Origin of the sequence: Solibacillus sp. FSL H8-0523, assembly GCF_038051985.1 — a bacterium.
GTDB lineage: Bacteria > Bacillota > Bacilli > Bacillales_A > Planococcaceae > Solibacillus.
In genome coordinates, this window is the sequence record NZ_CP150291.1 from 290,028 (window position 1) to 315,745 (window position 25,718).

23 protein-coding genes are annotated in these 25,718 nt (G+C 42.2%); 16 read left to right on the forward strand and 7 right to left on the reverse strand.

Annotation, left to right across the window (positions count from 1 at the left end; all coding sequences use genetic code 11):
• Window positions 1-8 precede the first annotated feature (8 nt).
• The 3 genes from NSQ62_RS01425 to NSQ62_RS01435 all read left to right on the forward strand — a co-directional run bounded on the left by NSQ62_RS01425 (window position 9) and on the right by NSQ62_RS01435 (window position 4,312).
• Window positions 9-2,147 carry a beta-propeller domain-containing protein gene (locus NSQ62_RS01425; protein WP_341322159.1) on the forward strand — a complete coding sequence of 713 codons (2,139 nt, stop codon included), beginning with the start codon at window positions 9-11 and terminating at the stop codon, window positions 2,145-2,147.
• Window positions 2,148-2,307: 160 nt separating this feature from the next.
• Window positions 2,308-3,006, forward strand: a complete 699-nt coding sequence (locus NSQ62_RS01430) for an ABC transporter ATP-binding protein (RefSeq protein ID WP_341322160.1) — start codon at window positions 2,308-2,310, stop codon at window positions 3,004-3,006.
• Complete coding sequence (locus tag NSQ62_RS01435; RefSeq protein ID WP_341322161.1) at window positions 2,996-4,312, forward strand: FtsX-like permease family protein; 1,317 nt, start codon at window positions 2,996-2,998, stop codon at window positions 4,310-4,312. Before NSQ62_RS01430 ends, NSQ62_RS01435 begins: the two co-directional genes overlap by 11 nt.
• 32 nt (window positions 4,313-4,344) lie before the next feature.
• Here NSQ62_RS01435 and NSQ62_RS01440 read toward each other — a convergent pair whose 3' ends face one another.
• Both NSQ62_RS01440 and pxpB read right to left on the reverse strand, forming a co-directional pair.
• A complete protein-coding gene (locus NSQ62_RS01440; RefSeq protein ID WP_341322162.1) occupies window positions 4,345-5,274 on the reverse strand; it encodes a biotin-dependent carboxyltransferase family protein in 930 nt (309 codons plus the stop codon).
• Window positions 5,268-5,963 carry a 5-oxoprolinase subunit PxpB gene (pxpB, locus tag NSQ62_RS01445; protein ID WP_341322163.1) on the reverse strand — a complete coding sequence of 232 codons (696 nt, stop codon included), beginning with the start codon at window positions 5,961-5,963 and terminating at the stop codon, window positions 5,268-5,270. Before pxpB ends, NSQ62_RS01440 begins: the two co-directional genes overlap by 7 nt.
• Before the next feature lie 87 nt (window positions 5,964-6,050).
• Between pxpB and NSQ62_RS01450 the strand changes: the two genes are divergently transcribed.
• The gene (locus tag NSQ62_RS01450) at window positions 6,051-6,809 is read left to right on the forward strand and encodes a 5-oxoprolinase subunit PxpA (RefSeq protein WP_341322164.1); all 759 of its coding nucleotides are present in this window, start codon (window positions 6,051-6,053) and stop codon (window positions 6,807-6,809) included.
• Window positions 6,810-6,878: 69 nt separating this feature from the next.
• Window positions 6,879-7,307, forward strand: a complete 429-nt coding sequence (locus tag NSQ62_RS01455; protein WP_341322165.1) for a hypothetical protein — start codon at window positions 6,879-6,881, stop codon at window positions 7,305-7,307.
• Window positions 7,308-7,426: 119 nt separating this feature from the next.
• Here NSQ62_RS01455 and NSQ62_RS01460 read toward each other — a convergent pair whose 3' ends face one another.
• Window positions 7,427-8,446 carry a serine hydrolase gene (locus NSQ62_RS01460; RefSeq protein WP_341322166.1) on the reverse strand — a complete coding sequence of 340 codons (1,020 nt, stop codon included), beginning with the start codon at window positions 8,444-8,446 and terminating at the stop codon, window positions 7,427-7,429.
• Between the two features lie 182 nt (window positions 8,447-8,628).
• Here NSQ62_RS01460 and NSQ62_RS01465 point away from each other — a divergent pair, with 182 nt between their 5' ends.
• The gene (locus NSQ62_RS01465) at window positions 8,629-9,213 is read left to right on the forward strand and encodes a hypothetical protein (RefSeq protein WP_341322167.1); all 585 of its coding nucleotides are present in this window, start codon (window positions 8,629-8,631) and stop codon (window positions 9,211-9,213) included.
• 151 nt (window positions 9,214-9,364) lie between these two features.
• Here the strand turns inward: NSQ62_RS01465 and NSQ62_RS01470 are convergent, their stop codons facing one another.
• Entirely contained in the window at window positions 9,365-10,765 is a 1,401-nt protein-coding gene (locus NSQ62_RS01470) for a polysaccharide deacetylase family protein (RefSeq protein WP_341322168.1), read from the reverse strand.
• A 178-nt stretch (window positions 10,766-10,943) separates the two neighbouring features.
• On the opposite strand from NSQ62_RS01470, the gene NSQ62_RS01475 reads away from it, so the two are divergent.
• On the forward strand, window positions 10,944-11,690 hold the full coding sequence (locus tag NSQ62_RS01475; RefSeq protein ID WP_341322169.1) for a threonine/serine exporter family protein: 747 nt from the start codon (window positions 10,944-10,946) through the stop codon (window positions 11,688-11,690).
• A gap of 18 nt (window positions 11,691-11,708) precedes the next feature.
• On the forward strand, window positions 11,709-12,209 hold the full coding sequence (locus NSQ62_RS01480; protein ID WP_341322170.1) for a threonine/serine exporter family protein: 501 nt from the start codon (window positions 11,709-11,711) through the stop codon (window positions 12,207-12,209).
• A gap of 28 nt (window positions 12,210-12,237) precedes the next feature.
• Here the strand turns inward: NSQ62_RS01480 and NSQ62_RS01485 are convergent, their stop codons facing one another.
• Window positions 12,238-14,238, reverse strand: coding sequence for an EAL domain-containing protein (locus NSQ62_RS01485; protein WP_341322171.1), 2,001 nt, complete (start codon window positions 14,236-14,238; stop codon window positions 12,238-12,240).
• 377 nt (window positions 14,239-14,615) lie between these two features.
• Here NSQ62_RS01485 and NSQ62_RS01490 point away from each other — a divergent pair, with 377 nt between their 5' ends.
• On the forward strand, window positions 14,616-15,485 hold the full coding sequence (locus NSQ62_RS01490; protein ID WP_341322172.1) for a GNAT family N-acetyltransferase: 870 nt from the start codon (window positions 14,616-14,618) through the stop codon (window positions 15,483-15,485).
• A 513-nt stretch (window positions 15,486-15,998) separates the two neighbouring features.
• Here the strand turns inward: NSQ62_RS01490 and helD are convergent.
• Entirely contained in the window at window positions 15,999-18,215 is a 2,217-nt protein-coding gene (gene helD, locus NSQ62_RS01495; RefSeq protein WP_341322173.1) for an RNA polymerase recycling motor HelD, read from the reverse strand.
• Between the two features lie 212 nt (window positions 18,216-18,427).
• Window positions 18,428-19,450, reverse strand: a complete 1,023-nt coding sequence (locus NSQ62_RS01500) for a DUF2804 domain-containing protein (RefSeq protein WP_341322174.1) — start codon at window positions 19,448-19,450, stop codon at window positions 18,428-18,430.
• A 230-nt stretch (window positions 19,451-19,680) separates the two neighbouring features.
• On the opposite strand from NSQ62_RS01500, the gene NSQ62_RS01505 reads away from it, so the two are divergent.
• The 7 genes from NSQ62_RS01505 (at window position 19,681) to NSQ62_RS01535 (ending at window position 25,501) form a co-directional block, all read left to right on the forward strand.
• Window positions 19,681-20,181: an amidase domain-containing protein gene (locus tag NSQ62_RS01505; RefSeq protein WP_341322175.1), complete on the forward strand. Its 501-nt coding sequence runs from the start codon at window positions 19,681-19,683 to the stop codon at window positions 20,179-20,181.
• Window positions 20,182-20,232: 51 nt separating this feature from the next.
• The gene (locus NSQ62_RS01510; RefSeq protein ID WP_341322176.1) at window positions 20,233-20,796 is read left to right on the forward strand and encodes a nitroreductase; all 564 of its coding nucleotides are present in this window, start codon (window positions 20,233-20,235) and stop codon (window positions 20,794-20,796) included.
• Between the two features lie 114 nt (window positions 20,797-20,910).
• Window positions 20,911-21,534 carry a serine/threonine protein kinase gene (locus tag NSQ62_RS01515; RefSeq protein WP_341322177.1) on the forward strand — a complete coding sequence of 208 codons (624 nt, stop codon included), beginning with the start codon at window positions 20,911-20,913 and terminating at the stop codon, window positions 21,532-21,534.
• A gap of 113 nt (window positions 21,535-21,647) precedes the next feature.
• Complete coding sequence (locus NSQ62_RS01520) at window positions 21,648-22,346, forward strand: CoA transferase subunit A (RefSeq protein WP_341322178.1); 699 nt, start codon at window positions 21,648-21,650, stop codon at window positions 22,344-22,346.
• A gap of 1 nt (window position 22,347) precedes the next feature.
• Window positions 22,348-22,980 carry a 3-oxoacid CoA-transferase subunit B gene (locus tag NSQ62_RS01525; RefSeq protein ID WP_341322179.1) on the forward strand — a complete coding sequence of 211 codons (633 nt, stop codon included), beginning with the start codon at window positions 22,348-22,350 and terminating at the stop codon, window positions 22,978-22,980.
• 410 nt (window positions 22,981-23,390) lie between these two features.
• Complete coding sequence (locus NSQ62_RS01530; RefSeq protein WP_341322180.1) at window positions 23,391-24,698, forward strand: aspartate aminotransferase family protein; 1,308 nt, start codon at window positions 23,391-23,393, stop codon at window positions 24,696-24,698.
• Between the two features lie 14 nt (window positions 24,699-24,712).
• Window positions 24,713-25,501: a transporter substrate-binding domain-containing protein gene (locus tag NSQ62_RS01535; RefSeq protein ID WP_341322181.1), complete on the forward strand. Its 789-nt coding sequence runs from the start codon at window positions 24,713-24,715 to the stop codon at window positions 25,499-25,501.
• Window positions 25,502-25,718: the final 217 nt, after the last annotated feature.

The following is a 25,718-nucleotide window of genomic DNA, read 5'->3' on the forward strand; positions in this document are numbered from 1 at the left end:
GGAAATGCATGAAGAAGGATAAGATCATTGGCGTTGGTCTGGTGTTATCACTAATTGTAATAGTAGGCGTGTCGTCGCTGTTTTACTGGGCAAAGGATACGGTGTTTGCCAATGGGCTCGTGTTTGAAGGAGAGGGCTATACGATGCAATTCAATCAGGCACTTAAAGCGGACAGTGTGACGAACGGGGCCATTACCGTAACGGATACAGCAGGCAAAGTCGTGCAAGCGAAATTAACATTGGATGCAAAAGTGTTAACGGTTGAAAATTTAAAGGCAGGGCAATACACGCTAACAGTGAAGAAAAACGCGTATGCAAAAGCACCGAAATTAAATCGGGAGCAAAAGATTCCGCTAGAAGTAATTCAAAAAGTAACGGCACTGAAAACAGAAGCCGATTTAAAGGCCTATTTTAAAGCGTATTTAGCAATAGAAAACACGCGCTTTAATAATGCTGGAGGGGTGAAAGAGGAGGAATCAGCAGATGTTGCAAGTGAGAGCAGCTCAGAAAATAAAGACAGCGCGAGTTCTCCGGGCTCTAGTCATTCTTCTACAAATAACCAAGTAGAAGGCATTGAAGAAGGCGATATTACGATTACAGATGGGCGCTATATTTACACATTAGTAGATAATAAAATTATTATTGTAGATGCGAAGTCATTAAAGCTGGTGAAGCGTTTAGCGGTGGGCAAGGATATTTACCCAACGCACTTAATGAAGCATAATGATTTACTCATTGTCGGCTACACAACCTATATCCAAACGCAAAAAGAGCCGTATTACGATTCGAAATCCGTATCGAAAGTGGCATTTTATGATGTGAAAAATGCAGCGAATCCAACGTTAGTGCGCGAAGTTGGGCATGATGGAGATATGAACAATATGCGTAAACTCGGCAACTATTTATATGTTGTTTCAAGTAAAACGCCAAATTACTGGATGCTGCGCGAAAATGCAGAAGTTGAATTACGTCCAGCAACGTATGACGGTGATGACGAGAAGCTGTTACCAGTTGATCAAATTCGCATGCTTCCACAAAGCAACGAGCCGAGCTATTTAATGGTATCAGCGATTGATGTCAGCAATGTGAAATCAAATGAATGGAAAACCGAAAGCTTTTTAGGTAGTAGCGGTCAAATGTATATGTCTGAACAGGCGATTTACATTGCATCAAGGAATGTTCATTTCTGGCCGGAAATCGGTATAGGAAGAGAAACGACAATGTCTTCATCAACGTCGACGCAGCGTGAAGATGAAACGACGATTTATAAAATTGCGGTTGATAAAACTACGATCAACATGAGCGCACAAGGCAAGGTCAAAGGTTCCGTGTTAAACCAATTCTCGATGGATGAGCATAAGGGGTACATCCGCATTGCTACAACAGAAGGGAATGCGTGGGGCACGGAGGCAAATTCGAAAAACCATCTCTTCATTTTAGATAAAAACTTAAAGCAGGTTGGTGCGGTGAACGACCTGGCGCACGGTGAACGGATTTACTCGGCGCGTTTCATGGGCGACAAGGCGTATTTAGTGACGTTTAAGGAAACGGACCCGCTATTTGTCATTGATACAAAAGATCCGAGAGCTCCAAAAGTGTTAGGGGAGCTAAAAATTCCGGGCTTCAGTAATTACTTGCATCCGATTGATGACAATCATTTACTAGGGATTGGTTACGATACTGAGGTGCGTATGCAAGAGGGTTCTAAGGAGCCTCTGGTGTTCACAAAGGGCATGAAGCTTAGTTTATTTGATGTAACGGACTTCAATAATCCGAAAGAACAGCAGGCCGTCATTATCGGTGGTCGCGGCACGTATTCACCAGTGCAATACGACCATAAGGCTTTGTTTAGAGATCCGCGCAACGATTACTACGGTTTCCCGATTACCGTCTACGCTGAAACGGATGAGGAAGACCGTCTGAAATATGAGGGTACCGGTTCACAAATTTACAAAGTGACAGCGTCGGGCATTACGCTTGTGGCAGATTTACTAGAGCCGGCACGACCAGGCGAGCAGTATGAGGATGCGTACAATGTGGTGCAGCGTCTGTTATATGTAGACGACGAGTTTTACGCGGTATCTCGCTTGAAAGTGACAAGCTACGACGGCAAGACATTTAAAAAGCAGCAAATGCTAGGGTTTTAAAAAGTGAAGTCTGTGTTAGAGGGAAATGCTCTAGCACAGGCTTTTTTTCTGCGTCTAGACTATCGCGTCTCGGATGATTCTTAAGAATTTCTTCATATTTGTCCTCCCAAAAAATTAAGATTTATCCGTTACACTTACGTTATAAGGGAGTGTTTGAGCGATGATTGAAGTAAAAAATATACAGCATACGTTTTTAATCGGTAAAAAAGGTAAGGAAAAGCACGTACCGGTACTGCGTAATGTATCGTTTGATATTGCACAAGGTGAAATTATGGCGGTTGTCGGAAAAAGTGGTTCGGGTAAATCGACACTACTGCAAATTTTAGCCGGGTTTATGAAGCCAGAGTTCGGCTCGGTTTGTGTCAATGGACAGGAAACCGCGGCGTTTACGGAAACAGAGAGCGCAGCGTTTCGTTTGAAAAATTTCGGATTTATTTTTCAAAACTTTCAACTGATGCCCAGCTTAACGGCATTCGAAAACATTGAGCTACCGCTGAAATTACAAGGTCTAAGCCCGGTAATTCGTAAAAGTCGTGTTGAGGAAATTATGGCACGCGTTGGTTTAGTTGAGGTGAGTGACCACTTTCCAAATGAATTATCCGGTGGGCAGCAACAACGTGTGAGTATTGCGCGTGCACTTGTCACAAAGGCACCAATTTTACTTGCCGATGAGCCGACAGGGAGCTTGGACTCAGAAACCGAGCAAGAAATTTTAGCGCTGATTAAGCAGCTAAACGAGGAATTTAACTTAACGTTTATTATTATCACGCATGACGAGGAAGTCGCGCAAATTGCGGACAACCGTTACCGCATGCATGACGGGGAATTAGTGAAAGAAGGTGCAACATATGCGATTTAGTGACCAAATTGATTTTGTCATGCAGCATATTAAGAAAAATAAATTACGCGTCTTTATGACCGTATTAGCCGCAACGATGGGCTGTGCTTTTTTAATCGTGCTCGCATCGGTAGGCTTCGGGTTACAGCAATCGGTGGAAGAGGATATTTTATCGAATGATAGCGTGACAAAAATTGAAGTACAAAGCAGTCAAGCGCAGTTTACGGCTGAAGAAGTGGCAGAAATTCAAGCGGTCGAGCATGTACAAACCGTGTTGAAAATAACAAACGTCAATGCAGAGGCACAGAGCTATTTTGAAGATCGTGAGACACAAAGCAATTTATATGTAACCAATTTTAACGATCTAGAAAAGGTGGCAGATGACCTATCATCGGGGACGTATCCAACAGCGGCAAATGAAATTATTGTAGGTTATCATTTCGCACAGACGCTACTAAACGATGCGGATTTAAAAGCGATTGAAGAAAAATCGAAGGCAGCACAAGCAAATGGCGATTATTATGATGGCGAGGACGAAGGCTATAAAGAATCGCTCATCGGCAAAGAAATAGAAGTGGCTTTCCGTTCTTATGAGGACATGTCTATAGAAACAGCGCGTCAAACGTTCAAGATTGTTGGCGTGTTAGCGAAGCCTGCGTATGAGTGGGCAATTGATAATAAAATTTACGCGGCAGATACAGTGGCCCCAGCGCTTGAGGAAATGTTCGTGGCAACATTCCCAAATCAGCAGGAAGAAATATTTTTTGACCGTTTTGAGATTTACGCAAAAAGTTTAGAATATGTAAAACCGATTTTAGAGGAATTACGTGATAAAGGCTACGGCGTGTTCTCGGTAACCGAACAGCTAGAAGAGTTAAATGTATTTTTCTTAGTGTTAAAAGCAGGGCTGATTTTTGTGGGAACGATTGCCGTGTTAATTGCGTCAATTGGGATTTTCAACACGATGACGATGGCGGTAACCGAGCGTACGCGTGAAATCGGCGTCTTAAAAGCAATTGGTGCGAGCCCGAAATTAATTCAGCGACTATTCTTAATGGAAAGTACGTTCATTGGGGTTGTGGGAACGGCGATTGCGGTTGCGATTTCCTATGCGGTGAGCATTACCTCAAATGCGCTGCTACCTGTTATATTAGAGGCAACGACGGGGGAAGAGAGCTTTAATAACATTCAGTTTTCAGCAATCCCTTGGCAGCTTGTTGTTATTGCGGCAGTCATTAGTATTGGTGTTGCAGTAATTTCAGGCGTGCGACCAGCACGTAAAGCGACGAAAATTGAAGTGATGCAGGCATTACGCCAAGAGGCATAAACGAGAAACACGGCTTTTTACAGCCGTGTTTTTTAGTGTTTTAATAAAGTCTCGAGTAAGCGTACTTGCTGTTCAAGCTTGATGAATGCTTGCTCGGCTTGCGGTAAGGTGACGAGTTCAAAGGTAATGGTGTGCTTTGGTCCAAGCTGTGCGAGGCGTGGTAAATCAGCTGCAATGACTTGTGCAATTTTTTTGTAGCCGCCTGTTGTTTGGTGATCCGCCATTAATAGGATGGGCTGCCCAGTTGAAGGGACTTGGATTGTACCGAATGTGACCGCCTCCGATAAAAGCTGAACTGAGTCAGTTGTTTCAAGCGGGACTTCGCCGTCTAAGCGGTAGCCCATGCGGTCGGCTTCGAGTGAAATAGTGTAAGGTTGGTGTAAAAAATACTGCTGTGCGAGTGCTGTAAAGTGATGCCACTCGGTTCCTTTTAAAATGCGAATGGGGCGCGGTTCATAAAAGTTTTCGGTATAAATCTGCGTTGTTTTGAATCGGCGCATAGTTGGTTCATAAGGGATTTCATCGCGCGTCTGTAACGCACGTCCATGAAATCCTCCAAAGCCCGCTTTTAGATAGGTGCTCGTGCTGTTTAAAATTGGTTCAATCGAAAAGCCACCTGCAATGCATAAATAGCTGCGTGTCCCGCTGGTGATAGGACCGCATGTGAGCCGGTCATTCGCTTTTAGAGCAATGGCTTGATTCATCTTTAGGACGTTTCCGTTTACGGCTGCGTGCATCTTTCCGCCTGTCAGTGCGATCGTTGTTGGCTTTGTAAAAAGAAACTCACCGCCGATTAGCGTCATTTCAAGTGCGGGTTTGTTTGTTTGATGAAGTAATGCGTTACCAAGGCGATAGGCAACTGTATCCATCGCACCGCTTTTGATAATGCCGTGTGCTTGGTAGCCGGTGCGCCCTAAATCTTGAATCATTGAAAAGACGCCTGGTTTTATAACGTTTAGCATGAACCTTCCTCCTTTACCGCTACAAAGCGTACGAGATCGCCTGCTTGTAATAAGGTTGGTGGGTTGTTGTGAAGTGAAAATAGTGGCGTCAGCGTGCGTCCGATAATTTGCCAGCCGCCTGGTGTAGCGAATGGGTAAATACCGGTTTGTTCACCGCCAATGCCGACTGAACCGGCAGCAATCTCAAGGCGAGGTGTGGCGCGGCGCGGGGTGATGAGGCGTGCATCAAGTCCGCCCAAGTACGGAAAACCAGGCGCAAAGCCGAGCATATACACAAGATAATCACGAGAGGTGTGGATTCGGATTACTTCGTCGATTGTCAGCTTGTTGTAGTCAGCCACTTCTTGTAAATCAGGACCGTATTCCCCGCCGTAAAACACAGGGATTTCAATGATGCGGCGTGTTGTGTTAGTGGGCGTTAGCTGATTTTTTAACAGCTGTTCAATATAGTTTTGAACCCGTTTCGCAATGGTATCAGCTACTGGTAAGTGCTTGAACACACTAAATGGATCATAGTACACGCAAAAATTCGTATAGCTTGGCACAATTTCAATGAGTCCGGGAAAGGGCTGTTGCTGTAGTATGGTTACGGCGTGTTGAATTTGTTGTTGGGTTTGTTCGTTGATGGAGGAACCGAACTCGACAAAAAGTGCCTGTTCGCTGAGTTGTTTAAATTGGATAGCGGGCATTCAGTTCACCTCGTTATTGGAATCGTTGTCGTTGTATGGCATGATAATAGCATAGTTATTGGAAAATTCCAAAAGGTGGCGAATTGGTTGGTGAAGGTCGATATCAATTGTGATTTAGGGGAAAGCTTTGGGCGTTACCGCTTAGGGGAACAGGAGGAAATGTTGCGCTATATTACGAGTGCCAATATTGCATGTGGCTTTCATGCAGGGGATCCCACGGTGATGCGTGAAACTGTGGCGCTTGCGATCAAGTACGGGGTACAAATCGGTGCACACCCAGGACTACCAGATTTAAATGGCTTTGGGCGTAGAGAAATGAGTATTTCTACACAAGAAGCATATGATTTGGTCGTCTATCAAATTGGGGCGCTACAAGGATTTCTAACAACAAAGGGTGTGACGATGCAGCATGTGAAACCACACGGCGCCTTGTATAATATGGCGGCAAGAAATCGCGAACTTGCGGAAGCCATTGCACAAGCGGTGTATGATGTATCACCTGAGTTGATTTTATTTGGTCTGGCGTCGAGTGAATCGACAAAAGCAGCAGAGCGACTTGGCTTACAAACGGTGCATGAGGTATTCGCGGATCGTACTTATCAGGCAAGCGGTGCATTAACGGCGCGCAGTGAAGCGAATGCACTTATTACCGATGAAGCACAGGCCATCGCGCAAATTGTGGAGATGGTAAAAGAAGGTACGGTGACATCGGTACAGCAAACGAAGGTCGCTTTAAGGGCGGATAGTATTTGTGTGCATGGTGACGGCGTACACGCAGTAGCATTTGCGAGGTTAGCGCGTCGTGAGCTAGAGGAGCAAGGGATTCAGGTGCAGGCGTTTAGATGAAGGTGGTAACTAATTTTATGAAAATCATACGTTTGATCATAGGGATTTTAATATATTGGGAGGAAGCTAATGAAATTTGTTATTAAGCCATATGAAAGTGTTGGTCCTATTAAACTAGGAATGACAAAGGAAGGCATAAGGCGTGTTATGCCAGAGGAGCCAGAGGACGATCATTATTTTCGAGGGCCTTATACAGATCACTTTGTGCAAATGAGTTTCTTCGCTTATTACACAGGAGAAGACGGCGTATGTGAGGCTATCGAGTTTAGTGATCCTTCTATAGCGATATTGGAAGGAAAGCCAATAAACGAGGTGCCATTTATAGAAGCTAAGAATTGGTTAGAAAAATTTGATCCTGAATTAAAGGAAGAAAGATTCGAGGGTGTTACATCTAATAAACTTGGTGTGGGATTATATGCACCAAATTATTATGACGATGAAGATCCTACTATTCCTGTAGAAGCAGTAATAGTTTTTAGAAAGGGATACTACGACTAATCTAAAATCAAAACGAAATAAAAATTTGTTGAATAGAGTGTAGAATAGGCAACTTCTACTTTATAAAGGAGCACCATCATCATTTTACACATTGTTGACGGCGCTCCTTATACTACCTCTTACTTTATCATGCTTTCTTGAAGCACTTTGAAAATATCAAATGCACCTTCTGACTGATTTACACAAACGACTGAAATACTAGATTGTAATGGATAATAGGCTGAGTGAAAACTAACGCCTGGATCATATCCCATTACGTGATATTTTGAAATCACTTCATTTTTTTTATCAATCCAAACCCCATACCCATAAAATCGATCATAATGCTCATCCATATTAATATATGGTGTTAGCAATTGCTGCGTCATACGCTCATTTAATAGCTTATAGCTTATTAACGCCTCCCATAAACGACTTATGTCATCGACAGTTGTGAAAGCACCACCATCTGCTCCACCTTTAACCGGAACGGAATAAATATTCGATTTCCAGCTACCATCTTCCAAATCAATATAGCCTAAAGCTGTATTTTTCGGTAAGGCATCCAATTCGAAATAGCCACTCTCCTGCATATTCGCTTTTTGAAAAACATTTTGTCTAACATAGTCTTCAAATGTCATCTCGCTAATCTTCTCGATGATAAGACCTAGCAATATATAGCCTGCATTATTATAATGAAACCTTTCGCCGACAGCTAGCTTCATCGGATGATTTTGGAATAGTGGTAAAAAATCACTTAAGTTACGCATTAAATACATTGGCTGTGCAATCCATAATTCCTCAAAGTCATCCATTACTTCTTCATCAAAATAATCTGGTATCCCAGATGTGTGCGTTAATAAATGATGGATTGTAATGGCTTGATCGAAATGTGGCAACTCAATCGTTAGACAATCTTGCAGCTTCGTATTAAATCTTAATTTACCCTGTTCTACGAGTTGGCATATTGCAATGGCTGTGAACAATTTACATCCTGATGCAATGCCAAAACGCGTATTCATTTGAATTAGTCGCTGCTCTGCCCGGTTCGCATAGCCGTTGCAGCCCTCTAATACTAAACTCTTTTCCTTATAAAGGAATGCTCCTGATAATTCATTTTCTTTCATTAAGTTGTTGATTTTCTCTTTAACCATTTGCATTTTTATCTTATTTCCTCTCTCATTTGTTTTTAAGATAAAAACTGGTTCACAAATATTTTCTGATTAATTTTCAGAATAACAAAACTTGGCTATATTAGTATAGCACCTTCGAAGATAACTGAAAATACTGATTTTTAAACCTAGACGATGTATGATGAATATTATGATGGAGCGTGATGAAATTGAAAAAAGTTAGTTTAATTTTGTCTTTTATGTTTTTAATGGTCGTTTTATTTGGCTGCCAACAAAACAAGGATGATCAGGTTGATAATACGCCGTCTACTACCGGAAGTTTAGAAACAAAAGCGGAGGTCACTGAAGGAGAATTTGTTTATCGACTTGTAACGGAAAAAGCAGAGTACCGTGAAAATGAACCTGTAAAAGTTTATGCGGAACTAGAATATATCGGGAATCAAGAAGAAATTACAATAGCTCATGCAGCTTCGCCATTCCATTTCCCAATGGTTGAGACTACACGAAATTATGAAATTTTTTACAGTATGGACCAGCCTTCAATAGCGACGAAACTAATTAAAGGAGAACCACTCCATCAGGAATATAGGGCTGGTGGGGGATATGGTTCACAGGATAAAAAAGAATATATCGAATTTATGAAGCACATTATGAATCAGGAATTTCCAAAGGGGCATTATGTTGTAAATGGCTTTGCAGACTTTGCTGTTATAGCTAATGAGGGAACTAAACAAAAGAAAAACTTTACAATAAAAGCACAGGTTGAATTTAGGGTAAATAAGAGTGGCGAATGAAAAAGTACATAAAATCTAATGTAAAACATTGTTAGATCAACAAAAAAGCCTATCAAATCGATATCGATTTAATAGGCTATTTCACGTGATTTGTCATTCAAAAGAGAGGGCGTAGCTTTTCAGGTATGACATTCGTATTCTTCACCATACCTTAGTGATGCTGTAACACTTCAGAAATCGTCACAAACTCATAGCCTTCGCTTTGTAAGTATTTCAGTACAGGCTCCAGTCCATCAGCGGTCGATTGGTGAATGTCGTGCATTAACACAATCGCGTTGTTATGCATGGCCTTTTTTACCATTGGTAGCAGCTGCTGTGGATCACGATGCTTCCAGTCGAGCGTATCAATCGTCCAGTTGACCGATGTGCGCGGAATGAGTGCGCGCACGGAATCATTGCTAGCCCCGTATGGCGGGCGGAACACGGTAGAGTTTTGGCCGGTTGCCTTTAAAATCGCCTGTTCAGTGGATTCGAATTCCTTTTGAATCGCAGCAGCAGACATTTTTGTTAAGACCGAGTGTGTCCATGTATGGTTGCCAATTTCGTGACCAGCATCGCGTATTGCACGTGCTAAGCCCGGATAATATTGTACACGGCTCCCAAGCATAAAGAATGTAGCCTTGGCGTTATACTTATTTAATAGTGCTAAAATTTGTTTCGTCACTTCTGGGTGCGGCCCGTCATCAAATGTTAACGCAACCCGTTTTTTTGTTGGGTCCGTATTTTGCTTTGGTACAATCGTTTCCTCTGCCTCCATCGCGATTTGGAAGTTTGATGCGAGCAGTGGATTTAAGAAGGATAATGACATTTCAACTGTAGGAATTCCCGCTTTTGCTGTGGCAATTTCACCTTCATTGAAGTACACAACAAGCGACTCTTCCTTTAACGCAAAACGTTTAAATAAGTCCCATTCGGGTTGTGTGGCAAGCGCTAATTCCTCTTGTAAAAGATGATCCGTATACGCTGGATTTTTCGCGATTTCGGATTGAATATGCGTCGCAAATGTTTCAAGACTTGTTAAATCTTCGTTAAGTAGTGTGCGAATATCAAACAGCTCCCCCGTTTTATAATCGATTAAAAAGGTGGTCACGGTTGTTTCTTGTTCGTCCGGATTTAAAAATGTTTTGTTTGTTAAGACAAACGAATAATAATGATTGTATTCGTACGTTTCGAGACTGATGTTGAGCTCGCCTGTTAGGTCATGGCTGCTTTGCTGCAGGCGCATTATGCCGGTGTAATAATCTTTTGCTTCGTTAATATACGTTAAAATTGTCTCGTTAAATGCCTCATATTCCGTCAATGGGTATTGGATGGCAAAGGGCATTTTTTCGTCATTGGAAATATCGGTGACGATGCGCACACCGGGGAAAATCGATGGTTCCTCGGAAATGTTAGACAGCGTCGCTTCGGCAATCAGCTCGTCTTCATATGGGAAAATGGGGTCATCACTTAAAACGGTTAAATAAATAACGATTGAGCCTAAGACAGCAATCGTCCCGACAAGCAGTAAATCAATCCACAATCCATGTCGTTTACGGTAAGGAGTTTTCATAGCTGTTTGTTTCCTTTCAAAAATATAGGGCAGTAAATGTAAAGCATTCGTTCAATTTAGGGTACAGAAATAGAAAGAAATTGCACCGTTATGTAAGCATAAAAAGTCTTAAATAAGACTATGATTTTAACCACGCTTCAAGTAATATGAGCTAAGAAGTGAAAGGAGGCCCATCACTATGAATGTTGAACATAATGAAATGGCGATCGACTGTTTTTTGTTAGCGGGTCGTATCATGATGGAAAGTGGCGCTGAAACGTATCGTGTTGAAGATACGATGCTACGGATGGCACGTTCTCAAGATATGATGGACGCACAGAGTTATGTCACGCCAACGGGAATTATTTTTTCACTTGGTAAAACGCAGCCTACACGAATTACATCGATCTCAACAAGAATTACAGATTTACACAGAATTGTTCTTGTTAACGAGATTTCCAGAAAACTTACATCTCAAATCATAACATTACAACAAGCATATGACGAGTTAAAGAAAATCGAAACAACGAATTACTTTTTACCAATTCTCATTCAAGTATTGGCAGCAAGTATTGCGAGTAGTTGCTTTTTACTGATGTTTAAAGGCATGATTCCTGATATACCGGCAGCTTTTGTTGCAGGGGGATTAGGGCTGTATATTGTCACGGTCATTCACCAAATTACACGTGTTAAATTTTTCTCGGAATTTTTAGCAGCAGTGGCTGTTGGGGTAGTGGCATCAATGGCGGTGCACTTTGGATTTGGAACACAAGTTGATAAAATTATCATCGGCTCAGTGATGCCACTTGTACCGGGCTTACTGATTACGAATGCGGTACGTGATTTAATGGCCGGGCATTTTACAGCCGGTATGGCAAAGGGTGCGGAAGCCTTTTTAACGGCATTTGCAATAGGTTCAGGGATTGCACTTGTTCTATCCTTGTAAATAAAGGGGATTTTTTTTATGATCGATAGCTTATGGTTTCAACTCATCATTAGTTTTTTTGCGACAGCCTGTTTTGGTGTCATTTTTAATGCGCCAACAAAGGCTATTCCCGCGTGTGGATTCGTTGGAGCGATTGGCTGGGGCATTTATTATTTAATGGCGGATTACGGTTTAGATGAAGTGCGCGCGTCATTTATTGGTGCTTTTATCGTGTCACTTGTGGCACATTATGCGGCACGTAAATTCCGTATGCCAATGATTGTGTTTAGTGTATCGGGCATTATTCCACTCGTACCGGGGGGCATTGCCTATAATACGATGCGTAACATTATGGAGCTCGATTATATTATGGGTCTACAAAACGGCATGCGTGCTTTTATGATTTCAGGTGCAATTGCGATGGGATTAGTATTTGCGGAAGTGATTATGCAAATGATTCTACGTATGATGCATGAAGGAAAAACATCGATTCAATCGTTTATGAAAGTGAAAAAAAGAAGCTCGAAAGCAAAGGAATAACCAATGCTTTCGAGCTTTTTCGATTTCGTTAAATTTGGCTTGTAATTTCGTCGTTTGTTACAGGTTTACTAATGAAGTAACCTTGTACCACATCGCAGCCGAATTTTGTTAGGAGCTCTTGTTGGTCTTTTGTTTCCACACCTTCTGCCACGACAGTGAGGTTCATGGATTTGCCTAACTGCACCATACCGTTCACAAGCTGCTGCGTTTTTTCGGATTTTAGTGCGCGTATAAACGTTTGGTCAATTTTCACAGTAGAGATTGGTAGGAGCTGCATGTAACGGAATGAACCATAGCCTGTTCCGAAATCGTCTAGCGAGAAGAGGATCCCTTCGTTTTCTAAGATGCGCATTTGCTTAATGATGCCTGTTTCGGCTTCCGCTTCAAGGGCAAATTTCTCGGTAATCTCGATTTGTAGTAAGTCCGCTGGGCAGCCTGTGCGGTCGAGCGTTTCTAAAATCGATTTTGCCATATTTTTGTCACGGAACTCACGAACCGATGAGTTGATGCTTACTTTTATTTGATGGCCGGCATTTTTCCAGGCAACGGCTTGTTCACATGCGCGTTCAAGCATGAACGAACCGATGTTGTTGATTAAGCCTGTTTCCTCTGCAATTGGAATGAGTTCGTCAGGTGAAACGGTACCAATTTCCTCATCGTCCCAACGTACAAGTGCCTCTACCGCAGTAATTTTACCTGTTTTAACATCGAGCTGTGGCTGATAAAGAACATGTAAATTCTTTTGATCTAATGCAAGCAGTAAGCGTTTTTCAACAACTGATTTACGATTTAAGGCAGCATGTGATGACTTTGATAAAGAAAGAATGCTATCGCCACCTGCTTCACGAACAGAAGTGATCGTTGCAAGGGAAGCCTTCATTAATTGTGAGAACGTTGTTTGGTCTTCAGGGAAGCGTGTGATCCCACCACTTAATGATAACGGTACAGCAACATTGCCGTTGTAAATCGGATTTTGCTGTAAATACGTTAAGAAACCTTGCGTAAACCATTCAGGTAATGGCGTAATGACAACGAATTCATTTTCGTTAATACGTGCCATCGTGCTGTCTTGGAAGTACATTTTCATACGTTTTGTAAATTCCATGACAAGCGATGTGCCAGCTAAATCATCGTGTAAGTCTTTAATTGTATAAAACTTGTCGATGCTTAAATAGACGAATGAAAAATGGCGCTGTTCTTCGATCATTGACGTAATGACCTGTGCCAAGCGGTGCACATTAATCATGCCGGTTTCTGGGTCGATATAGGCGATTTTTTCAAGCTGAAATTGGACGGTTTTATCCTTCGTAATATCACGCTCGATTAATACGTATTGGTTGCGCTCAGGTGTTGTGCCGAAAAGCGGAATCGCTGTTAAGTGTACCCAGTAAAGCTGCTCATCTTTTGTAATTTTTTGTACGTCACCTTGCCAAATATGCCCGTTTTGTAAAGTTTTCCAAATGGTTTGAGTAACCTTCTCAGAATCGCTAGAAATCGGAAAAAGTTGCCAAAACGTTTTGCCGATGACGCGCTTTGGTGTCCAGTGACTCGTTCTTAAAAACTGTTGGTTCGTTTGAATGATAAAGCCGTCTGAATCCAGTGTCACGGTCATAAATGATTGATGAATTCCATTCTTTAAATCCGTTAACTGTTGTTGCTCGGCATTTAATGAACGGATGTCGTCGTTTGGAATACATAAAACGTAGATAGCCTCTGTACCTTCAAAGGTTGTTGGTTTTGTGTAAAGGGTAACAAGTGTCGTTGTTTGCTGCTTTGTCGTAATCGCAACATCTTGTAAATACTGTGGTACTGTACTCGATAAAATCGATTCGATTGTATCATTCCCGATTTCTGAAAAGAGCGTGTGCGCGATGGGCTGCTTGTTTAGTCGCTCCATATCTAGTGTTGAATAGTCAAAATGGTCTAAGTTCCCTTTGGCGATTGTTCCAGTAGGTAAAAGAATAAAAGAAGGGAAAGGAGTAACTAGCAATGGCTCAATATCCGTTGAATAGATTTGCTCTTTTGTCATAAGTCACTTCTCCTTAATTTCGTAAATTAATACTATAATTATAATTAATTAATATCCATTAGTCACTAATTAAAAACTAATTACTGTAAAAACAAGAAATATTATAGTATTATTTTACCTTGTTTTGTAAACAGGGAATAAATGATATTACATAATTTATCTTAAATTTGACAAATAAGGTAAAATGTCTTTTTAAAATACAAGATTATTATCTTATACCCAATAATGGATATATTAACTGATTCATTTAGGCTGTTTCATGAAATAACTATAGAAAAACGAAGATTTGATTGACCTTGTTTTTCTATAGTTGCGTAACAACGAGAGCTTTACTACAATAAGAGCATTAGAAGGTAGTAAGAATTGGAGTAGAAAGAATGAATTTATCGGCAATTACGGTTTCGTTTCCTCTAGATGAAGAAACGTTTGAGGAATTACAAAATTTATGCAAAGTCGCGGAAATTGACGGGCATGTCTATCATCAAGTGATGAATCTACCAGTTGCGCGTAACTATGATATGCGTGGCTTTTATGTGCTTGTATATGATGATGAAAAAAATGAACTTGTTGGTGCAGGTACGGCCATCGATTTAATGGGCTTAAATACGTATGAGTGGTCTATTTTAGTAGCACCGATGTATCGCCAGCTCGGTATTGGTAGTGCGGTTTACAATGTGTTAAAGGACGGTATGGCTGCGCGTGGTAGTGAAGGTGAGCTTGCATTAGCAATAGAGGGAAGCCATTTTGGGGATGAATTTTTACAAAAGCTTGGCTACTTATATAGTTTTTCAGAGTCAACGTTAGAGGTGAAGGCAGAGGTACTCGAGCAGCAAGGGCCGGTGACATTACGTCCGTTCATGCAAAAGGATACGGAGGCACTTGTGACAATCTTTAGTGAGGCCTTTGGAGATATACGCGAGGAATCGCTTGAGCTAATTGACTTTAATACGACAACAGAAGGCCTTGTTATGTGGACGGCTGAAGTCGGCGACGAGGTAGTCGGCACGGTGACGACGCGTAAAGAGGGCGAAGTTGAGTGGATTACCGCGTTTGCTGTGGCGCCAAATAAGCAAGGGCAAGGCATCGGTACACAAATCTTAAATCTCGTGAAAGATTACGCGATTCGCCAAGGGGAGAAAACGATTCTACTAGATGTTGAAATCGAAAACGTCGGGGCACTCCGTGTGTACGAAAAAGCCGGCTTCATGAAGTCGACGCAGATTGATTATTATATTTATATTAAATGAATAAAAGCATCCTGAACTGATTGTTCAGGATGCTTTTTTGGTCATAGGATTATAATTTCGAATAAAGTTTTACCCTCGTAATAAAGTAAAGTGAAAAACACAAAACCAAGCCGCTTGCGCTTACGCGAGGCGGCAGTTAGTGAAAATAGTTACTCTTTCTTTATTAAAGAAACTTAAATCAATGCTGTGCTGATTGAAAATTCATTTATTTAAAAGGTTTTTTTATTACCGTTGATTAGAAGTAGCGGCATTTTAAAAGGAAATGCTTTGTTTTATCATTTTTTACAGAAGCTCACTTAATGCCAAAGTAGAGTGGCGCGGAGCGAAGGCGGCAGACTCCTGCGGGAACAGCGCGTGCGGAAAATCCATTTTTTGTGCCGCCGTCAGAGGCACAAAAAATTAGTTGGAGCCGTGCCCGCGGAAAGCGTCCGCCGTAGCGCAGCAAAACGGACTCAATTAGAAAAACTCAATTTTTATCTTGTCATCCCTAACTTTTGTTGAAGAACCACTTTTTTACATTAAAAATGTCTCTTTCGAAGGGCCGATTAAATATAGCTCATGCATCGCGCGTGTTAGGGCAACGTAGAGGAGCTTACGGTCAATCGGATTGTCGTAGTACGGTGCTTCAAAGGACGCGATGATAACGGCATCAAACTCTAGCCCCTTCGCTAAATGGCTCGGGACAACGAGAAGCTTTTGCTGATCAATGCCGGAGTTTTCATTGAGTAACTGGGCAGGAAAACCTTTATTTTCAAGCTGTTTGACAATGGCCTGTGCTTCGTTTGTTGTTTTACAAATAAGCGCAATCGATTGATGTTTATTTGCTTTGATGGCTTCGACGGTTTTGGCGATTGTTTCAACGTCGAGCTTGTCTTGCATGATAAATTCCGGAACCTTGCCGTGACGTACAACTGGCTCAACAAGCGGAAGCTCCTCGTTCATTTGCGCGAGGATCTCATTGGCGAGTTCCATAATTTCAATCGTTGTTCGGTAGCTTTTTTGCAACGTCGCATAGGTGGCGCGCGGGAATAAGTCGAGCACCGGCTGCCATTCAGTTAGTGAGCGGTAGCTATGAATGCCTTGTGCTAAATCACCAACCATCGTAAACATATCGGTTTCAAGTCCCGCTTTAAGCGCGGCAAGTTGGAAGTAGCTATAATCTTGCACTTCATCGATAAAGACAACGCGCATCTTCCACTTTTCTTCGATGCCTTTGACCTTCGCCTGCAAGTAGTAGAGCGCGGCTAAATCCTCGAGTGCCCAAGCTTCTTTCTTATGTGCCTTTAGGAAGCTTTCGGTTTCGCTTGGATCCCATTCCGGTGCGATTTCATAGAGCAACTCACGGCTCGTGACAAGTTCGCGGTACAGTGTTTTGATTTTTGCTTTGGTGAATTTCTTCATATAAGCAGTGGCGGTCGTTTTCGCCTCTTGCTTGATTTTTGGGATACGATCGTCGCGTTCGTCAATCATTTTCGTGACGGTGTGGCGGCGTTTTTCCGCGTCGCGCATGCCGTTTAATGCGCGGCCAATCGCCTCTTCATACCGGGCGTTTAACTTCGTGAGAACGGCGGTCGTTTTACGTTTCACTTCGGTTTGGATAATTTTTTTGATGCGCTCGAGTCGTTTTTCAATCGGCATGTAATGGAATTCGACTAAAAACAGCTTTTTCAGATGGTCGCCCTTGATGATGCGATATTTTTCGATAAACACATCGTCAAAAAGTGTCGCAAGCTGCTGTTCATAATGCTGTAAGAAACGTTGCATCATGAGCTCGTAGTAAGGACTGCCTTTCATTTTAGAAATGTGCAGCTCCTCGAAATTTCCAGCTTGTGCAATAATTTTTTCGAGTTGCTCATTTGGATTCGTTAGTTTTAGTTTAAGTTTTAAGGCATTTTGCACGTAATCGGCATAGGTCGTTTGGCAAATTTTATCGACACCGAGTTCCGGCAAGACGTCGCCAATATATTCAATAAATAAATTATTCGGGGCTAAAATCATCAGTTGCTCAGCGTTAAAATGCTCGCCCATTGTATAGAGGAAATACGAAATTCGGTGCAAGGCAATCGTTGTTTTTCCTGAACCGGCAGCGCCTTGTACGAGAATCGGCTGACGTAGGTGCGCACGGATAATTTCATTTTGTTCTTTTTGAATCGTGGACACGATTTCGGTTAACCGCACATCGGCTTTTCCCTCAAGTGCCTCTTGTAGTAATTCGTCGTTCGTTGTTAAATCGACGTCGCGGTAGTCGATGAGTTCGGACTGCTCAATTTTGTATTGACGCTTGGCAAATAAATGACCAGATAATTCCTCATCGCGCACATCATACGTTATATCGCCTAGGCGTCCATCGTAATAGACGTTTGCGACAGGGGAACGCCAATCGACGATGATCGGCTCATGGGTTTCACTATGAAACAACGATGTTTTACCGATATAGAGAAATTCCTCGGGCTCCTGCTCACGTTGAAAGTGAATCCGTGCAAAATACGGCTTTTGGCGAATGGCCTCTAAGCCTTCTTTTTGATTGCGCGCCAGTTCAAAAAAGCGCGTGTTCATTAAAATATTTAGGAAGCTGTCACTCGAATCCAAGTATTCTACGTTCGACATCGCCGTTTTAATGTTTTCCTGCGCGTTTTCGATATCGCTTTTCGAGCTATGTAAAATACGGTCCATATAGGCAACGGTTTCACGTAAGCGCTGTTGTTCTTGTTGGAAATCTTCCGGTTGCATCGTCTTGTTCCCCCAATCAATTCATAAAGTCAGACTATAATCGTATCAAAAGCGAGTTGCGTTATACAAGTAAACCTTAGAGAAATAATTAGAAAAACACATTTCGCGCAAAATAGCGCGAAATGATATCTTTTCTTATGTGGATTTCCTTGAAAAAAGTTATACTTTCCTATCCACCAAAAAAGACAGCAATTGTTTGCTGCCTTAACGGTTTACCACTTCGCGACATGCTCCTCAATACAGCCAAGCATTTGCTGAATGCATAAAGTCGACCCGTCCTCTAATTGGATCGTGCCGTCATAATAGCCGACCATTTGATGCACAGAAGAAGCGATGACTTTTGCATTGGTTTCAGCCACACGCTCGAAAAATGGCGTAAATGTCAGCTGTACTTGGTCGCTAAATTTGGAACGAATCGTCCACGGCTTCATAAAGTCTGTACGGTCATACTTAAAGTGTACATCTTCATTGATTTTCGTCATCACCCCATCTATGAAAATCGCGTTTTCTGTCATCCCCGTGCCATCTGTCCATTGCCCACCAAAATTTAAGCCGATGCGCTGTCCGCGAACAAGCTGTGACGCCATGCCCCAATTCCATGTTGCTCGGCGCGGCCATACCCCACGACCGTAATCGAGAACGGCAAAGCTTTCTTCCGGAGAAAATGTAAAGCGACGATTACCAATTTTAACGATGCCTGAAGTCGGTAACGTATGATGCTTTGCGGTAAATTGAAACGTTTGACGATTCCACGGGATCACAACATTGAGCGACTCGTCTTTTGGCGGATGCTCAATCGTTAATTCCGCGTGTAAATGCTCCCCGTCAAAATTAGGGGAAATGACCGTTAGATGCGTCACGCCGTTGAAATACGTCAACTGAATTGTCATGTCGCTACTTTTAAAGTTAACGGTTTCTAATACCTGTGATGGCATGTTTATTTTTGAGCCAAGTGGAATGGTAATTGTTTTTTCGAAATAACGTTGTGTTTCGTATTCAAGGAAATAAACGAAGCAAACAGCCGCATAATCTAAATGGCTAATCGTTGCAGAAAATAAGATTTCCTCGCCGTAAACGCACCAATAATTCCATTTTTTCTTGCGCATAAAATGACCAGATAAATTGCAATCAATAATTGGCTGACGTGCAAAGCCAATCGCCTCTGGATTTAAGTTGCCTTTTTTATCGCAAAGTGCCGTTGGAATTATAATTTCTTTTTCTGCGTGCTGCTTCATCAAAAATCCCCCTATACTGTAAACTCATATAAAAATATTGTATCAAACATTTTAGAAAACTGTGCAATTTCACTCTAGTTGTTAAACAACGGACATATTCGTAAAAAAATGGTCATACGCTATTAGAAAATACAGTTCGTCAAATTGCGTGAAATGGTATTGCATCTTTTGTGAGTTACCTAAAAAAAATACACTTTCTTCTCCATTAAAAAAGAAAAGAGGCCATGACAATGCGTTATTACAATCGCCAAGCAGCGGTCGACTATGCCAATACTTGGTGGGACCGTCACAACCCGCAGTTTCCGGCATTTCAAGATGATTGCACCAACTTTATTTCGCAGTGCCTCTATGCGGGTGGTGCACCAATGCGCGGAATGCCAAATCGTAGTCAGGGCTGGTGGATGATTGGGTTGCCGGAGCGTTGGAGCTATAGTTGGAGTGTGGCGCATTCGCTTAGGTGGTATTTAGAGACGTCGACAAAGGGGTTAATGGCAACGCGTGTTAACTCTGCGTCTGAGCTGGAGCTTGGCGATGTCATTTTTTATGATTTCACGGGGGATGGACGCATTGACCATAGTACGATTGTGACGCGGATCGAGGAGGGGATTCCATACGTCAATGCCCACACGATGAACAGTAAAAATCGCCATTATTCATATGAAAATTCCTCAGCCTACACAGCACAAATGCAGTATTATTTCTTTCATATTCACGATGAATTTCCTTTGTAATCACCTTGTTACATGATAAGGTATTACTAGAAAACAAAGGAGGATTTGTCGATGACTATCTCAGTAAAACAAGCAATTTTAGAGCGCCGATCAATTAAAAAATTTAACGGGCAACCTGTTGAAAAACAAGCGGTGCTAGAAATCTTAGATGATGCAAAGTGGGCACCAAATCACGGCAATCGTCAGCCTTGGCGAATCGTTGTAGCAGCAGAGGATAAATTACCGCAGCTACACGAACTACTACGCGATTTAGCAGTTCCAAAATGGCAGGAGCTTTCAGAAGAAGCACTTGCCGCACAAATGCAAAAATTCACGCTTGCGGGGGCCTATGCATTTGTTTTAGTAACAGAGGATATGCGTCAAAAAGAGCGTTTAGAAGATTACGCCGCGACGTCTTGCTACTTACAAAATACGCAGCTACTTGCGTGGGAAAAGGGTATCGGAACGTGCTGGAAAACACCAGGCTTCTTAGATAACCCAAAATTCCGCGAAGCTTTACATGCTAAATCAAATGAGCGCGTCATTTCGATGCTACAATTTGGTCATTTCGATGAAGCACTTGCTGCAAAGCCACGTAAAGAAGTCGCTGATTTTGTAACAGAATTCGGCGCATAAGAGAAAGAAGGGAAGCACCTTGTCCAATAAGTGCTTCCCTTTATTATTTCAAAAAACGTTTTTGTCATTGGATGAACGGGAAAAGTACGTTACCAAAATTTTGGAGGAATGCATATGTATGAACATGCACCAAAGCAAACGGTTGAACTTGTCTATACAAAACATGATTTATTCACGAAACTCCAGGAATTACGGAAGTCACCGGAAGTCGTTCATCGCAACCAAATTTATATTTTAACAAAGCATGTCGACGAGTTTCATGCACTAACGCGTGATCATCAAGTTACGCTTGTTACCACGCACGGTATGCGTAACTTTATGAAGGAGCTCCTATTTAAGGAATCGCCGATTGAAAAGGTTCTGCGCCGTATGAATCTTTCGCATAGCGAACGGGTAGAATACGAGGCGGTTATACGCAGTGGCGGGATGGTTGTAGTATCGGGAACGGACCCATTTAATGAAGAGGAATGGACGGGGCACACACTGACTCAATGGATTACCAACCGTTCAAATTCCTCAAACATCACGTTACATGACATCAAAGAAGAGCGCATTGTGCCATATGAGCCAGAAAGACAGCTGTACTTTTTACCTTCAATGGGTGTAGCGGGTGAATTTGGGCGCGCAAGTGAAGTGATGGTTACGGCTGATGGTGATATGCCATTAAAGGATAATCAGCGCTATGTTCGAGATCCAAGAACGCGTGAATTAGGGATTTATCAAGGACCACATCAGTGAAAACTTAATCTAAGTCGGGTTGCTTTTTAGAAAGTGAATTCGGCTTTTTTTGTGCGCGGTAGAGGAAAAACTCGTTTTTTGTAGAATATTTACTCATTAAAGAGGTGAGTGATATGGGGAAGGTAATCGGTTCAGTACAACAAGCGGTCGCGCAAATTGAAGACGGGGCAACGCTGTTAGTGGGTGGCTTTGGCTTATGCGGTATTCCGGAAAATTTGATTCAAGCGGTTAAGGACATAGGGGTAAAAAATTTAACGGTTGTGAGTAATAACTGTGGTGTCGATGATTTTGGTCTTGGGGTATTGCTACAAGAAAAGCAAATCACCAAAATGATTGCTTCTTATGTGGGGGAGAATAAAACGTTTGAGCAGCAGTTTTTAAGTGGTGAGCTTGAGGTGGAACTTGTGCCACAGGGGACATTAGCGGAGCGAATTCGCGCGGGTGGTGCAGGGATTCCGGGGTTTTACACGGCAACCGGGGTAGGCACAGACATTGCTAAAGGGAAGGAAACGAAGGAATTTGACGGCAAGTTGTACATATTAGAGCGTGCGATTACGGGTGATGTTGCGCTTGTGAAAGCATGGAAGGCCGATACTTCGGGGAATTTAGTGTTCCGCAAAACGGCACGTAACTTTAATCCACTTGTGGCAACAGCTGGCCGGGTGACGATTGTAGAGGTCGAGGAGCTTGTGGAAGTGGGCGAGCTTGATCCAGATAGCATCCACCTACCAGGGGTGTACGTGCAACATATTGTTCATAGCCCGTCGTTTGAAAAACGGATTGAACGCCGCACGGTAAGGGAGGATGCATAACATGGATGCACGTAAGAAAATTATTCAGCGCGCGGTACGAGAAATTGAGAATGGCATGTATGTCAATTTAGGTATTGGCATGCCGACGCTGATTGCCAACGAAATTCCAGCAGATTATGACGTCATGCTGCAATCTGAAAATGGCTTACTTGGCATTGGCGCGTACCCGACGGAAAGTGAACTCGACGCGGATTTAATTAATGCCGGTAAGGAAACAGTAACCGCAAAAGCGGGCGCAGCGTTTTTTGATAGTGCGGAAAGCTTTGCGATGATTCGCGGTGGCCATATTGATGTTGCGATTTTAGGGGGCATGGAGGTTTCTGAGAACGGGGACCTCGCCAACTGGATGATTCCCGGTAAAGTCGTGAAGGGCATGGGCGGTGCGATGGATTTAGTCGTCGGTGCCAAAAAGGTCATTGTCATTATGGAGCACGCCAATAAATACGGGGAGTCGAAAGTGAAGAAGAGCTGTACACTCCCGCTTACTGGGCAAGGGGTGGTGCACCGACTTATTACCGATCTTGCGGTATTTGATTTTGAAGAAGGACGCATGCAGCTGGTGGAATTGCAGGATGGTGTGACGCTTGAGGAAGTACGTGAAAAGACCGAAGCTGTGTTTGAAGTGAAATTATAATTATAGGAAGTCGTGCTAATTCGTGAAGGATTAGCACGACTTTTTTGCATTTTATTGATAGTGTAATAAAAACCTCGAGTATCGGGTAAAGGTAATTTTACTAATAAAATTTGTAAATTAGTATAGGGGTATATATTGTATTTTTATACTTAGATATACATCCGAAATGGTACCTTTGAATTTTCTTTATATTTCAAAACTACATAAATTCACAGTATTACCTACCTTTATTAATAGTATATGCATATAAAGTGAATAAAATAGACGATATATAATTCTGAAAATTAGAACTTTTATTTTATCTATTGAATATTTATGCACAAGAAGTTAGAATAAGTTATCACTTATTTGATAATCATCAAAAGGTTACTAATTATCAAAAAGATACAAACATTGTGAGGTCCTATAAAATGGCAGATTGGTTAGATTTATATAAAGAAATGGGCGACTATTTAGCGCCAAGTATGGCAAAGGATCACCCGAATCTTCCAGTTGTAAAAGAGGAAGGTTGTTATTACTGGGGTGCGGATGGCAAGAAATATTTAGATTTTACATCAGGCATCGCCGTAACAAACACGGGGCACCGTCATCCGAAAGTCGTGCAAGCGATTAAAGATGCGGCCGATCATTTAGTACATGGCCCATCAGGCGTGATTATGTACGAATCGATTTTAAAATTATCGGAAGAGCTTTCAGAAGTATTGCCTGGTGATTTAGGTTGTTTCTTCTTTGCAAACAGTGGTACTGAAGCAATTGAAGGCGCACTGAAATTAGCGAAGTTTACAACAGAGCGTCCGTATATCATTTCATTTACGGGTTGTTTCCACGGGCGTTCAATGGGCGCACTTGGCGTGACGACTTCAAAAGCGAAATACCGTAAGTTTTTACAGCCATCACATCTGTCGTACCAACTTCCTTATGCAGACGTGAAATCCGCTCCAACGGGTGTGGATGCAGAACAATATGTGGTTGAAAAACTTGAGCAAGATTTCAAACAGCTATTCAAGCACCAAGTTACACCAGAAGAAGTAGCGGCGGTTATTTTAGAGCCGGTATTAGGTGAAGGTGGTTACATCATCCCGCCAAAAGCATGGGTGAAAAAAATCCGTGAAATTTGTGACCAGCACGGCATTCTACTTATTTTTGATGAGGTGCAAACAGGCTTCGGTCGTACGGGTGAATGGTTCGCGGCACAATACTTCGACGTAACGCCAGACATTATGGCGATTGCCAAAGGGATTGCGTCAGGCTTACCACTTTCTGCAACGGTTGCCTCAAAACAACTAATGGAAAAATGGCCAATCGGTGCACACGGTACAACATTCGGCGGCAACCCAATCGCGTGTTCAGTAGCACGTACAACGTTAGAAATTTTCCACGAAGAAAACTTAGTTGAAAATTCTCGCGTAGTTGGCGCATATGCTCGTGAACAACTGTTAAAAATAAAAGAGAAGTATTCAATTATTAGCGACGTGCGTTCAGCCGGCTTAATGATTGGTATTGAATTATCAGATCCTGTAACAGGTGAAGTTTCAGGGGAAGCAGTTGGGAAAGTATTAGATTACGCGCTTGAAGAAGGCGTACTGTTCTATTTATGTGGCAATGAAGGCGAAGTTATTCGTATGATTCCACCACTGACGATTACAAAAGAGCAAATTGATGACGGCTTGCACATGCTAGATAAAGCCATCGCACGATATTTACAAGAACAACAATAAAAGGAGAGAACATCATGAACAAAAAATGGTTATTAGCAGCGCTGACAACACTTGTGATCGCAGTATTAGCGGCATGTGGGACAGCAGACAAAGAAAAAGAAACATCAGGTAGCGAAAATACAGACAACAAAACATTAGTAGTGGGAACATCAGCGGATTACGCACCATTTGAGTACGTAGAAACGGCAACAAGCGACGAAATTATCGGCTTCGATATCGATTTAATCAAAACAATCGGTGACAAATTAGGCTATGACATTCAAGTACAAAACATGGACTTCAACTCATTAATCACAGCATTACAAGCGGACAAGTTTGACGTTGTCATCTCAGGTATGACCCCAACAGAAGACCGTGACAAAGTAGTAGATTTCTCAGTGCCTTACTATGAAACAGAGCAATATTTAATTTTTGATAAGGAAAAAGGCTACGAAACACCAGCTGACGTTAAAGGCGGTGTCGTAGGTGCACAAATTTCTTCAATTCAAGAAGATTTAGCAAAAGAATTAGGCGAAACACACGGCTTTAAAGTAGAAAACCGTAACTTAATTCCAGAGTTAATCCAAGAATTAAAAACAGGTCGTTTTGATGCAGCGGTTATCGAAAACATCGTTTCTGAAAACTACTTAGCGAACAACGACGATTTAGCAGCATTCCCAATCGAAGTAGAAGAGCCAGATTATAAAGCCATCGTATTCCAAGAAGGCAGCGCATTAAAAGCAGAGTTCGATAAAGTGATCGAAGAATTAACTGCTGACGGTACGATCGACGAATTAAAGAAAAAATGGTTTGTAGTGGAGTAAGCAACAAGCTAGCCACATGAACAAGTAACGTCATTCAGCTGTTAAGGGCTGAATGACGTTTCGTATGTTTCGAACTTAGTTTTACTAAGAGTGGTGGGCTACGGCAAACAGCATTAGAGCCACGTGGTACGTGTCACTACTACTGTTTCTATTGCCGTTTGCGAGGCCCACCACTCAGACGTTTTACTCTCGTTATAAAGTTAAGCGCTTAAAATCA

What these genes read in the sequence shown, in the direction of transcription:
- NSQ62_RS01470 (WP_341322168.1), bottom strand. Translation starts at nt 10,765, where the DNA reads ATGAAAACTCCTTACCGTAAACGACATGGATTGTGGATTGATTTACTG.
- NSQ62_RS01535 (WP_341322181.1), top strand. Translation starts at nt 24,713, where the DNA reads ATGAACAAAAAATGGTTATTAGCAGCGCTGACAACACTTGTGATCGCA.
- NSQ62_RS01515 (WP_341322177.1), top strand. Translation starts at nt 20,911, where the DNA reads ATGTATGAACATGCACCAAAGCAAACGGTTGAACTTGTCTATACAAAA.
- NSQ62_RS01520 (WP_341322178.1), top strand. Translation starts at nt 21,648, where the DNA reads ATGGGGAAGGTAATCGGTTCAGTACAACAAGCGGTCGCGCAAATTGAA.
- NSQ62_RS01425 (WP_341322159.1), top strand. Translation starts at nt 9, where the DNA reads ATGAAGAAGGATAAGATCATTGGCGTTGGTCTGGTGTTATCACTAATT.
- NSQ62_RS01485 (WP_341322171.1), bottom strand. Translation starts at nt 14,238, where the DNA reads ATGACAAAAGAGCAAATCTATTCAACGGATATTGAGCCATTGCTAGTT.
- NSQ62_RS01510 (WP_341322176.1), top strand. Translation starts at nt 20,233, where the DNA reads ATGACTATCTCAGTAAAACAAGCAATTTTAGAGCGCCGATCAATTAAA.
- NSQ62_RS01525 (WP_341322179.1), top strand. Translation starts at nt 22,348, where the DNA reads ATGGATGCACGTAAGAAAATTATTCAGCGCGCGGTACGAGAAATTGAG.
- NSQ62_RS01480 (WP_341322170.1), top strand. Translation starts at nt 11,709, where the DNA reads ATGATCGATAGCTTATGGTTTCAACTCATCATTAGTTTTTTTGCGACA.
- NSQ62_RS01455 (WP_341322165.1), top strand. Translation starts at nt 6,879, where the DNA reads ATGAAATTTGTTATTAAGCCATATGAAAGTGTTGGTCCTATTAAACTA.
- NSQ62_RS01430 (WP_341322160.1), top strand. Translation starts at nt 2,308, where the DNA reads ATGATTGAAGTAAAAAATATACAGCATACGTTTTTAATCGGTAAAAAA.
- NSQ62_RS01460 (WP_341322166.1), bottom strand. Translation starts at nt 8,446, where the DNA reads ATGCAAATGGTTAAAGAGAAAATCAACAACTTAATGAAAGAAAATGAA.
- NSQ62_RS01440 (WP_341322162.1), bottom strand. Translation starts at nt 5,274, where the DNA reads ATGCTAAACGTTATAAAACCAGGCGTCTTTTCAATGATTCAAGATTTA.
- NSQ62_RS01490 (WP_341322172.1), top strand. Translation starts at nt 14,616, where the DNA reads ATGAATTTATCGGCAATTACGGTTTCGTTTCCTCTAGATGAAGAAACG.
- NSQ62_RS01500 (WP_341322174.1), bottom strand. Translation starts at nt 19,450, where the DNA reads ATGAAGCAGCACGCAGAAAAAGAAATTATAATTCCAACGGCACTTTGC.
- pxpB (WP_341322163.1), bottom strand. Translation starts at nt 5,963, where the DNA reads ATGCCCGCTATCCAATTTAAACAACTCAGCGAACAGGCACTTTTTGTC.
- NSQ62_RS01435 (WP_341322161.1), top strand. Translation starts at nt 2,996, where the DNA reads ATGCGATTTAGTGACCAAATTGATTTTGTCATGCAGCATATTAAGAAA.
- NSQ62_RS01475 (WP_341322169.1), top strand. Translation starts at nt 10,944, where the DNA reads ATGAATGTTGAACATAATGAAATGGCGATCGACTGTTTTTTGTTAGCG.
- NSQ62_RS01505 (WP_341322175.1), top strand. Translation starts at nt 19,681, where the DNA reads ATGCGTTATTACAATCGCCAAGCAGCGGTCGACTATGCCAATACTTGG.
- NSQ62_RS01530 (WP_341322180.1), top strand. Translation starts at nt 23,391, where the DNA reads ATGGCAGATTGGTTAGATTTATATAAAGAAATGGGCGACTATTTAGCG.
- helD (WP_341322173.1), bottom strand. Translation starts at nt 18,215, where the DNA reads ATGCAACCGGAAGATTTCCAACAAGAACAACAGCGCTTACGTGAAACC.